We start from the raw sequence: 9,326 nt of genomic DNA on the forward strand, positions 1-9,326 counted from the left end.
CGGAAAGCTACCTCGCCGGCCTCCACCTCCGTGGCGCGATGATCTGGATCAAGGACCTCACTCGAACCCATTGATCACGACCGAATACGTGCCCTGGCCGACTGGAGCAGAAAGTACGAGGCCAAGCGCGGTCGACCGCTCGGCGGCCTCGTCTAGCCGAACAACCCGCCCAGGACCTGCAAGGTCCGGGGAACCCCACAGAGAGGACCAGGTGATGGACGCGCACGCACAGCCGCCCGCCGTACCGCCGGAGCGGCCGATCACGGCGCAGGTGACGGTCGGCGGGCTGGAGGCCGCGGTCCTTCGCGAGCTCGCCGCCGTGCTCGGACGTCCGGCCGAGGCGCTGGCGCTGGAGTACGCGGCCGGCACGTTGAAGCTGCCGACCACCACGATCGGCGAGTCGGAGTTCGCGGACTGGACGCTGTTCGACGGCCCGCCAGACCTCGCGGCCCACGCGGACGAGTACCTGGCCGAAGGCTTCGGCCGGTGACCCCCGCCGTCCCGGGGCCGGCCGCCCCAGTGCTGGCGGTGGCCGACACCGGAGTGCTGCTGGCCGCGTTCAACGGCCGCGACGAGCTGCACAAGGCCGGGGTGGAATCCAAGGCCTGGTACAACCTCGGGCTACAGTGAGAGTGATCAATGGCACGCGAATTCGACATCAACAGGCTCATGGAACTCATGCCCCCGCACGACGGGGCCGGTGAATCCGGTGACTGGGCGGCGGTGGAGCAGGCGTGGGGCTTCCGGTTCCCGCGCGACTACACCGAGTTCATCACCCGGTACGGGCAGGGGGAGATCTCTCGCTCCCTTGCCGTGTTCGCCCCCGACGAACTGATGCCGCCGAACGCCCCGCAACCCGGCATGCACGGCATGACGGAGGAGGCACGCTGCGTCTTCGAGGAGGACGGCGAGCCCACCGACGAGGTGCGCTCCGCCGAGCAGATCATCGTCTGGGGAGGCTCCTGCACGGCCGACACCCTCGGCTGGTTGACGATTGGCGACGATCCCGATGCCTGGCCGGTCCTGATCCTCGGCTGCAGCGGCGGTGCGCCCTTGGTCTTCGACATGCGCATGGCCGAGTTCCTCTACAGGCTGCTCTCCGGCGGGACCAGCCCGAGCCCCGTCGGCGCGTCGTGACCTGGGGCGAGCAGCCGCCCCGCTTCGTTCATTGGCGGGCCGAGTAGCGGCGGACCCGGGGTCTGACAGATTGTTCATCCGGCAGGTGGAGCTCAACCACGCGTGGCTGATGGCCAGCTAGATAGATCATCCCCGCCCTGCGGCTGCTCGCGGGGTGGGCGGGCTCGCCGTGCCGGCCGGTCTTGCCGCTGCGCCCGGGTCGGCCTGCTCCTCGTCCATGTCCGGCTCGTGCCCGCGTGGCAGGCCGGGGGAACCGCATCGGCCCGGGTTACAGGATCGGCCGGGCGAGGATGCGCAGCTGCTGCTCGGCGATGGCGCCTATGGGGCCGGCGGTACCGAGGTGGGCCACGATGGTGGTCTCGAACAGCTTCAGCATTCGACTCGGCCTCGTGGACGGACTGCAGGCCGAGGACGTTCACCAGCTGCTCCACGGGGGCCGGCCGGTCGGCTGGACCACGTCGTTGCCGGACGGCCCGTGGGGAGCGGCCGGGCACATCGCCGCCGCACACCGGGGCGAGCAGGCCGCCACGATCCTGACCGACAAGGACAGCGGAGCCCGCACCCACCGCACCGTCGGCGACGCCCTGGACGCCCTCCAGCGCGCGCACGCCACCCGGCTCCGCGCCGAGCGTGCGATGCCGGGTGTGCCGCACCTGGCCCTCAAGCGCCCGACCGGCTGGACCGTCCCCTCCGACCGCGGCCTCGGCATCCCGACCCGCTACGCCCTCGCCGACGGCCTGATCCACCTCATCTGGCCCGACTACCCGGGTGTCCAGGAACTGCAGCAAGGTGGCCGCCCGGTCGGCTGGATCGAGGAGTACGACGTCCAGCGCGGCACCTGGACCGCCCTCATCGACAGCAGCATCGTCGCCGACGCCGCCAGCGGCGAACCCCTGCTCTGCCCCGGCCCCGACGCCGCCCTCGCCCTGCTGCTCCGCGCCCTCGGAGAAGACCTCACCCGCTGGTAGACCCCGCACCGCACCACCGCATCCCGCACCGCTGTCCCGTGTCAGATGATCTTGACCGATTGTCAAACGATCTTGGTGGGGTTGTGGGGCGTTGGCTGGCTGATCAACGTGCCATGGGTTCGCGGGGCTGGGTGTCTATGAGCACTCCCAGAAGAAGCGGCCTTCGCGGTGGTCGGGGCTGACGAAGCCGTATCCGTATCCGTATCCGAAGTTGAGGAAGTACGGATCCCCGTCATCGGGCGCGTCACTGATCTTGAAGAGAAACTGCCACGGAGCCTCGACTCGCGCGAAGAGGTTGGGGTAGCAGGCGGCGCCGCCCATGTAGTCGTGGAGGCCCTCTCCATCGGGCACCTCGACGGCCGGCCCCTCGCCTCGCAGGCTCCGCTCGAACGCCGCCTGGTCGTCGAGCGAACGGTTGATCTCTGGTGCTACCGACTGCAGGTCGATATGCCATTCGACCGGGATTTCGGATTCGTCCGGGCCCCAGCGCCACAGCGTCCGCCCCCGGGTGCCCGGTGGCCCGATGACCGCGAAGGGCGGGATGCGGCCGCCGGGCTGCACGAGCAGAACCGCGTCTCCAGCCTCCGGGTTGGTCCCTCCCATGATCCGGTCTTCCTCGTCGACGAAGAGGTAGGCCATGCGGAGTGCGTCTCCGGGGACCGGGAACTGACCGATGAACACCAGCGGGCTGCCGGTGGACGGATCCACCGGCCATGCGGGCCCGTCCAGCCACACGGGTTGACCGCCGAGCTTGGCCACCGGTTCGGATATCGGCTGCTCGGCCGCCCTGAAGGCCATCTGCTGCCGTGGGAGGAAGGCGACACTGTATGGCCCGTCTTCCTGACCAGTGGGACGCATGATCATGCGCGGACCCTACGTCATGCCACCGACCAACGTCGCCGTCGCGGCGAACGCCCCGGGGCCCCACCGATCAAGATCAAGTGACAGAAACCCATGGCCCGTCAAGATCATTTGGCAAATGGTCAAGATCATTTGAGACGAGACAACCGCACCGCACCGCACCGCACTGCCTCGTCCCGCACCGCAAGGCCGACGGACCGCACCGCTCGTGCGCGCGGGCTGACGGTCTGTGGTGTCGGTCACGGACATACCGGGAGGGCAAGGCCCTGGACTGGGGCGAATCGGGCGGGACAACACGTTGGTCAAGGGGTCGGATAAGGGGTTCGGTCAGGCCGCGGACAAGGGGGTGCCGTGCATGGTCGGCCGCACCCGGGCGCCGGTCCGGGTGCCGGGCCGGCCACCGCGCCGGATCCGGCCTATCGCTGACGGAAGGCCAACCCGATGACCACCATCTCGCTCGCCGCTCCCGACCCGGACGACGGCGACCAGGCCGCCGACCACCCGACCAACCGACAGGCGAAGGCCTCGACCGGCCAGGACAAGGGCCTGGGCGTCCCCTCCGGTGGCACCTCCGCCCGCACCTCCACCGCCCCGCCCGGCGAGAAGCCCGTTTCCGCAGGCCAGCAGCCCCGGACAAGGGTCCGCCGCGGTGGCGACAACCCTTCTACCGCTGCTCCTGGAAACCGGAGGCGCAAGCACCGTGCGACGGGTTCGGCCAGGGCGAGGGGCATGGTGGCGCTCGTCCTGTTCCAGCGCGCCACCGGCCGGGAGCTCTGGCACCTGGCCCTGCCCGGGCAGGCCAGCGACAAGTCGACCCGCGACGCCCTGCTCGACCTCCAGGAGGCGGGCAAGGCGCGCCCGGACGGCTGGGCCCGCGGCCGCAAGCTCTGGTGCCTGACCAAGGCCGGCCACAAGGAAGCCGCCCGCCTGCTGCCGCCCGGCAGCAAGCTGTCCACCGTCCGCGAGGAGAAGAGCGCCGGCTACGACGAACACGCCCTGGACGTGGTCGCCACCGCCGGGCACCTGACCCGAGCCGGCCACGGATCGCCGCTCACCCTCACCACCGAGGTCCGCCACGCGTTGCCCGGCCGCACCGCCCGCTACGCCGACCTCGTGCTGCGCGACCCCGGCGCCGACGTGCCGGTGCTCCTGGTCGAGGTCGACCGCGACAACGAGACGGTCGGCCAGCTCGTCGAGAAGCTCGCCACCTACTGCTCGCCAAGGGCGCCGACAAGACCCGGGCGAAAGCCGCCCGGCACAACGGGGCCGCCGTCCACGACCACCGGCACTGGCGCACCGCCTACCCGCCCACCGGCCACGAGGGCTACCCACCCGTCGCCCTGGTCCTCACCCCAGGCCGCAGACGCGACCGCCCCGGCACCCGGCCCCTCACCCCCGAGCAGCAGGCCGCGAAGGCCGAACGCGACCACCAGCGGCTGCTGCGCCGCCTCGACGCGGTGGAGGCCGGCTCCGCCGCCTTCTGGAGTCCGCGGCCGTACCCGTACGCGGGGGTGACGGCCGTCAACTACCACCTGGCGCTGCCGGTGGTCGCCACCACGCTGCAGCTGCTCGACGACCAGGGCGCCGCCGCCCCGGTGTGGCGGCGCTTCGGCCGCGTCGGCTGGCACACACTCACCAGCGCGCTGGACAACCCGGACGGCGACCGGCTCCTCGCCCTCGAGCGCCAGGCCGCGGCCGCCGCCCACCGCGCCCGCGAGCAGGCCGAGCGGGAGGCGAGCCGCCCGGCCTGCACCCGCTGCGAGGTGAAGCTCACCGACGCGGAGTGGGACCGGGCCCGCTGGGGCGAGCGGGTGTGCACGTCCTGCCTGAAGGAGGAGTCCGACCGGAAACGGGCCCACCTTGCCGTCGCCGAGGCCGAAGCCGCGGCCGCCGAGGCCGCCAGGGCGAAGAACACCGGCGGCTCCTGGTGGCGCCGCTCCTGACTCCGACGGCCCGGTCGGCACTGCAACGCGGGGTGCAACACGACTGCAACGCGCCGGGCCACCGGCCACCGTGTTGCAGTCCTGACCTGCGAAAACATCAGCCGAGCGGACCCATGGGCAGCACGTGTTGCACTTCCCGCGCGCGTTGCACCCCGCCTGACCTGCGCTGGAGAGTTTCGCCACCGCCCCTGACCTGCACTGGGGAGTTTCGCCACCACCGCTGACCTGCACTGGGGAGTTTCGCCTCGGGGCCGTCGGTGAGTTTGCCCGCCCAGGGCCCGGCCGCCCGGGGCGGAACCTTTCCCCCGCAGGTCAAGGGCGGTGAGTTTCGCCCCGGCATGGTCCGTTCGGGTGGTGGCCGGGTTCGGTGCGGCGGTCGGGCGGGCAGAGCCCTCGCCATGACGACTCCCACTCGGCCCCACCGTCGACGTCGCCGCCGTCCGTCCGCACCAGCGGTGCCCGCTCCCGCCGCGGCGGTCCGCGCCGCCAGGCCGCCGGCCCCGGTCCGGCCGGGCGGCCCCGGGTGCTGCCGGACCTGGTCCAGCGAGCACATCTCCCCGGGCGGCATGGTCGTACGCACCACCTGGCACGAGCCCCTCTGCGCGACGTGGGGCCGGCCTGCCGGGGCGACCGACCGTTCCGGTCCGCTCGACGGCCCGGCCCGATAGGCTCGGCCCACTGGCGCGGAAGGGGTGGGGACCGATGACACAGCCGATCCAGTACGGACCGGAGCCGGTGGCCGAGTGGATCATCGACGTGTGCGGCTGGCAGGACCAGGCCCGAGTGCTCCGCGGACACCTGCCCTCGCAACTGCGCCTGGTCCACGAAGCGGACGGCTGGTGGATCGGCATCGACACGCACTGGCCGCACCAGCGCGTCCAGCTGTGCGCCGGCCGGATCGCGGACGGCCTCTTCGCCGACGTCTCGGCCTTCCTGGACGGCCCGGTCAACGCCACCGACCGCGAGGAGCTCGAGCAAGCCGTCCAGGAACTGCGCAAGCGCCTGGAGGCCCCGCAGCCGCCGAACGCCTGGGCAGCCAGCCGCTACGGCTTCCCCGAGCCCTGACCCGCTGTCACACCTTCGAGCGGACTTCCCGGCCCCGGCACCGGGAAGGCTCCTGCCGTGACCGACACCGAACTGTTCCAGCCCGGCACCACCGTCATCCGCCGTGACATCCACGCCGGCCGGGTGTGGACCGCGATGCCGCAGCGGGTGGTCGCCGACACCGGCCACGTGCTGACCCTGGCTCACTGGCCGGGGATCGAGAGCCTGGCCCCGACGACCTGGATCACCTCCACCCGCACCGGCGACGACGTCGCCCGCAAACAGGGCCTGGAGGACCTGGCGGCCGGCACCTGGACGCTCGGCCACTACCGCTGGACCGGCACCGAGCTCCTGAGCCACTTCCTGGCCGGGGAGTGGTTCTCCGTGCACTGCTTCCAGGACGCCACCACCAAGGAGCCATTGCGCTGGTACGTGAACTTCGAGAAGCCCTACCAGCGCCGCCCCGACGGCATCGACACCCTCGACCTGTGCCTGGACCTGGTCGTCACCCCCGACCTGTCCGGCCACCACTGGAAGGACCGCGCCGAGTACGCCCAGCTGCGCCGCCTCGGCGTGATCGACGACTACCTCCACCGCCAGGTCGAGCAGGCCCAGGGCCGGGCGATCACCATGCTCGACAACCACGCCGGCCCCTTCGCCACCGGCTGGCCCACCTGGGCGCCCGACGCCGCGTGGCCGCTGCCGACGCTGCCCGACGACTCCGACCTGGTCGCCGACCGGTGACAGCGCCGGTTCGGACCCGGGTGTGCACGGTGCTCCTCCACGACGGCCGCCTGGCCCTGATCCGGCGCGACCGCCCCGACGGCGTGCAGCACTCCCTGCCCGGCGGCCTGGCCGAAGAAGGCGAAGACCCGCACGCCGCGCTGCGCCGCGAGCTCCTGGAAGAGCTCGGCCTGGACTGGCCGCCCTGCCCGAGCCGCCGGTGCTGCGCTTCGTCCAGGAGCAGGAGACCCGGCGCCCGGGCGAGAGCGAGCTCTTCCGTCGGCGGCACCTGGTCTTCACCGCCCACCTGCCCGACCGGCTCCACCACACGGTCGCCGCCGCCGAACTGGACGACCCCGGCCGGGCACCGGTGGTGTGGCTGCCGCTCGCGGAGGCAGCCGGCCTCCACCTGTACCCGGCGGTCGGCCCCGTCCTCGACCAGGCCGACCGCTGCGCCACCGCTACCCCGCTGCTGCTGGCGCCGATGACCGCCACCTCCTACCGGTGGCGCTGAGCCCTCACCTTGACGCTCACCCCGGGCGGGCATCCCGCCCCCGGGGCCCGATGGGAGATGTCTTGATGGTCGGCCCACCAGCCGGGCGACACCTTGATGGTCACCGTGGAAGGCTTCCCCGAAAACCTTGGAGAGTGTCCCGGACACCTTGGACGCGTCCCCGCCGTCGGCTCCGAAAATCTTGGATTCCAGGCAAAAGGCGCAGGTCAAAGTATTAGTGCTGGGGCTCGGCACTTTGATGGCCGTTCCGGGCGTACCGGGGCGGCCATCAAGGTGGGGTGGGCGTCCGACTCAGCTCTGTTTCAGCTCGCAGCTCAGGCACAGTGACGTGTAGGTCAGCTCCGGGCAGCCCGGTGTCGCGCACACCGTCGCCACGCCGACCGTCGGCTTGGCCCTGACGGTGGTGCTTCCCCGCATCAGCCGCTCGACGATGATCAGCGCGTGTTGCAGCTCCTTGCTGGAGGGTCGGTCGCCGACGAGGTCGTCCAGCGGCACTGGGCTGTCGGAGTGCAGGTAGTCCTCGTGATGTTCGCGAAGGATCTCCCACAGCGGACGCTCGTCCTTGTCCACGGCCTTGAGCTGGAGGGCGTGGAGGATGGCGTAGATGCGCTGGTAGTCGGACCGGTCGATCAGCCGCTCGTCTTCGGGCACGTGTGTAGAGCCCTCGGCCTCACCTGACAAAACCGGGCACTTCTCGATCATGCAATGGCCCTGGGTTGAGGACCCCGAGGTGTTCCTCCGAAAGCACCCGTCGCCTCGTGACCCGGCTGCCACAGGCGTTACCGAATGGCCGTTGGCCATATTTGGTCTTTCCTTTACGTTGCCCCGCCCGGGAACATAGAGCTCCAGCTCGATACCGAAGGATGCATATGCGAAAAGCAGCAGCAGTGGGCGCCACCGTTCTGGCCGTTACTCTGGCGGGAATCGGAGCAACGGGAACCGCGTCAGCCGACAGCAGCAGGGTTACCTCCTGCTCCACCAAGAAGATCAGCAGTCAAGTCGCCGAGGGTTGGTGTTCCTCCGGTGAAACATGGAGGCTGGGTATCAGGTGCAGCGATGCCAGTTACCAGTGGACCACCTGGTACAACGACTCACGGACCGTGCGACTGGCGTGCCTTTCCGGTAAAACGCTCACCCACTATTGGATCGACAACTGATTCCACAGGTGCGCGCTGGGCCACGGCCTGTTTCAGGGCTTCAGGGGTGGGCTTGCGGGGTGACAGCCCGCAGATGACGGACACGCGTCTCCGCCTGGCGGCCAGTCGGCAACATCGCTCGCGTTAGGCTGCTCCGCAGCCTGATGATCGATCAGAAGCATCATTGTGTGCACCCTGCGCAGAGAGGAGCAATTGTGCGTTTAGGGCGAACCCTCGCGAGTGGGCTTATCGGTTCCGCGCTCGTCCTGACCCTCGCCACCTCACCGGCCGCGGCGGCCGACGGTGTTCAGCGTGCGTCGGTGGTCGGCGGGAGCGGCCCGGGATCTCAGTACTGTGGGCTCAGCGACTGGAACGCCACCGCGTGCTTCGTGCCGAACGGTGAATGGTTCTGGCTGAAGGACGAGGACGCGGACGGCGTTCCCGTCGCCATCACGTGGTCCTACAGCAATCCGGGCTACCCCAGCCGCAGCGGCGTGATCTACAACGACCACGGTAAGGCCGCAGGTTGGACCAACGTCAACAAGAGCTTCGCAGAAGATGGCCAGCTCTACTACTCCCTCTGCGACTTCGACGTTCCCACGCAGCAGACGTCCAACTGCTGGGGAACCGCCTGGGCGCACACCTGAGTCGCCGACCGTAGGAACGGCCAGTGAACCCGGCCCGCCGGCGAACGAGGGCAGCGGGCGTGACCGACCGATGCATCCATTGCTGTCAGAAGCTCTCGGCGGCACCTTGATGGTCCGCCCCGGCGCCCGGCCGGGATACCTTGATGCCCGCCCCGGGCGTACCGGGGCGGCCATCAAGGCGAGACTGCCGGGTGCCGGTCAGGGCTTGGTGCCGGTCAGTTCCCGCCAGGGGACGGGGCCGTTGTCCAGGTCGGAGAGCGGCCACCAGTTGTCGGCGCCGGGGCCGTCGGTCTCCAGGTCCTCCAGTTTGGCGACGCCGGCCGCCACGGTGCGCAGCATCTTGGCGACGTGGG

Annotated in this window: 12 protein-coding genes and 1 pseudogene; 11 read left to right on the forward strand and 2 right to left on the reverse strand. The window is 70.6% G+C overall.

What is annotated here, in order from left to right:
- Positions 1 to 214: 214 nt before the first annotated feature.
- The 4 genes from ABZ497_RS35845 (at position 215) to ABZ497_RS35860 (ending at position 2,105) form a co-directional block, all read left to right on the forward strand.
- Positions 215 to 490 carry a hypothetical protein gene (locus ABZ497_RS35845; protein WP_359812092.1) on the forward strand — a complete coding sequence of 92 codons (276 nt, stop codon included), beginning with the start codon at positions 215 to 217 and terminating at the stop codon, positions 488 to 490.
- Positions 487 to 630 carry a hypothetical protein gene (locus ABZ497_RS35850; protein WP_359812094.1) on the forward strand — a complete coding sequence of 48 codons (144 nt, stop codon included), beginning with the start codon at positions 487 to 489 and terminating at the stop codon, positions 628 to 630. Before ABZ497_RS35845 ends, ABZ497_RS35850 begins: the two co-directional genes overlap by 4 nt.
- Before the next feature lie 9 nt (positions 631 to 639).
- Positions 640 to 1,137 carry an SMI1/KNR4 family protein gene (locus tag ABZ497_RS35855; protein WP_359812097.1) on the forward strand — a complete coding sequence of 166 codons (498 nt, stop codon included), beginning with the start codon at positions 640 to 642 and terminating at the stop codon, positions 1,135 to 1,137.
- 389 nt (positions 1,138 to 1,526) lie between these two features.
- Positions 1,527 to 2,105: a hypothetical protein gene (locus ABZ497_RS35860; protein WP_359812100.1), complete on the forward strand. Its 579-nt coding sequence runs from the start codon at positions 1,527 to 1,529 to the stop codon at positions 2,103 to 2,105.
- Positions 2,106 to 2,240: 135 nt separating this feature from the next.
- Here the strand turns inward: ABZ497_RS35860 and ABZ497_RS35865 are convergent, their stop codons facing one another.
- Positions 2,241 to 2,969, reverse strand: a complete 729-nt coding sequence (locus tag ABZ497_RS35865; RefSeq protein WP_359812102.1) for a hypothetical protein — start codon at positions 2,967 to 2,969, stop codon at positions 2,241 to 2,243.
- 438 nt (positions 2,970 to 3,407) lie between these two features.
- Here ABZ497_RS35865 and ABZ497_RS35870 point away from each other — a divergent pair, with 438 nt between their 5' ends.
- From ABZ497_RS35870 to ABZ497_RS35895, 6 genes and pseudogenes are all read left to right on the forward strand, one after another.
- Positions 3,408 to 4,481 carry a hypothetical protein gene (locus ABZ497_RS35870; RefSeq protein ID WP_359812104.1) on the forward strand — a complete coding sequence of 358 codons (1,074 nt, stop codon included), beginning with the start codon at positions 3,408 to 3,410 and terminating at the stop codon, positions 4,479 to 4,481.
- The gene (locus tag ABZ497_RS35875) at positions 4,478 to 4,909 is read left to right on the forward strand and encodes a hypothetical protein (RefSeq protein WP_359812107.1); all 432 of its coding nucleotides are present in this window, start codon (positions 4,478 to 4,480) and stop codon (positions 4,907 to 4,909) included. The genes ABZ497_RS35870 and ABZ497_RS35875 overlap by 4 nt, the downstream gene beginning before the upstream one ends.
- A gap of 702 nt (positions 4,910 to 5,611) precedes the next feature.
- The gene (locus ABZ497_RS35880) at positions 5,612 to 5,974 is read left to right on the forward strand and encodes a hypothetical protein (protein ID WP_359812110.1); all 363 of its coding nucleotides are present in this window, start codon (positions 5,612 to 5,614) and stop codon (positions 5,972 to 5,974) included.
- Positions 5,975 to 6,031: 57 nt separating this feature from the next.
- Complete coding sequence (locus ABZ497_RS35885) at positions 6,032 to 6,697, forward strand: DUF402 domain-containing protein (RefSeq protein WP_359812113.1); 666 nt, start codon at positions 6,032 to 6,034, stop codon at positions 6,695 to 6,697.
- Between the two features lie 29 nt (positions 6,698 to 6,726).
- A pseudogene (locus ABZ497_RS35890) lies at positions 6,727 to 6,855 on the forward strand (NUDIX domain-containing protein); the annotation flags it as partial.
- A gap of 41 nt (positions 6,856 to 6,896) precedes the next feature.
- On the forward strand, positions 6,897 to 7,190 hold the full coding sequence (locus tag ABZ497_RS35895; RefSeq protein WP_359812120.1) for a hypothetical protein: 294 nt from the start codon (positions 6,897 to 6,899) through the stop codon (positions 7,188 to 7,190).
- Positions 7,191 to 7,481: 291 nt separating this feature from the next.
- On the opposite strand, the gene ABZ497_RS35900 is transcribed toward ABZ497_RS35895, so the two are convergent.
- Positions 7,482 to 7,892, reverse strand: a complete 411-nt coding sequence (locus ABZ497_RS35900; RefSeq protein WP_359812115.1) for a hypothetical protein — start codon at positions 7,890 to 7,892, stop codon at positions 7,482 to 7,484.
- A gap of 598 nt (positions 7,893 to 8,490) precedes the next feature.
- Between ABZ497_RS35900 and ABZ497_RS35905 the strand changes: the two genes are divergently transcribed.
- Positions 8,491 to 8,973: a hypothetical protein gene (locus ABZ497_RS35905; RefSeq protein ID WP_359812118.1), complete on the forward strand. Its 483-nt coding sequence runs from the start codon at positions 8,491 to 8,493 to the stop codon at positions 8,971 to 8,973.
- Positions 8,974 to 9,326 lie beyond the last annotated feature (353 nt).

The sequence above is a fragment of the Kitasatospora sp. NPDC005751 genome (assembly GCF_040630835.1).
GTDB lineage: Bacteria > Actinomycetota > Actinomycetes > Streptomycetales > Streptomycetaceae > Kitasatospora.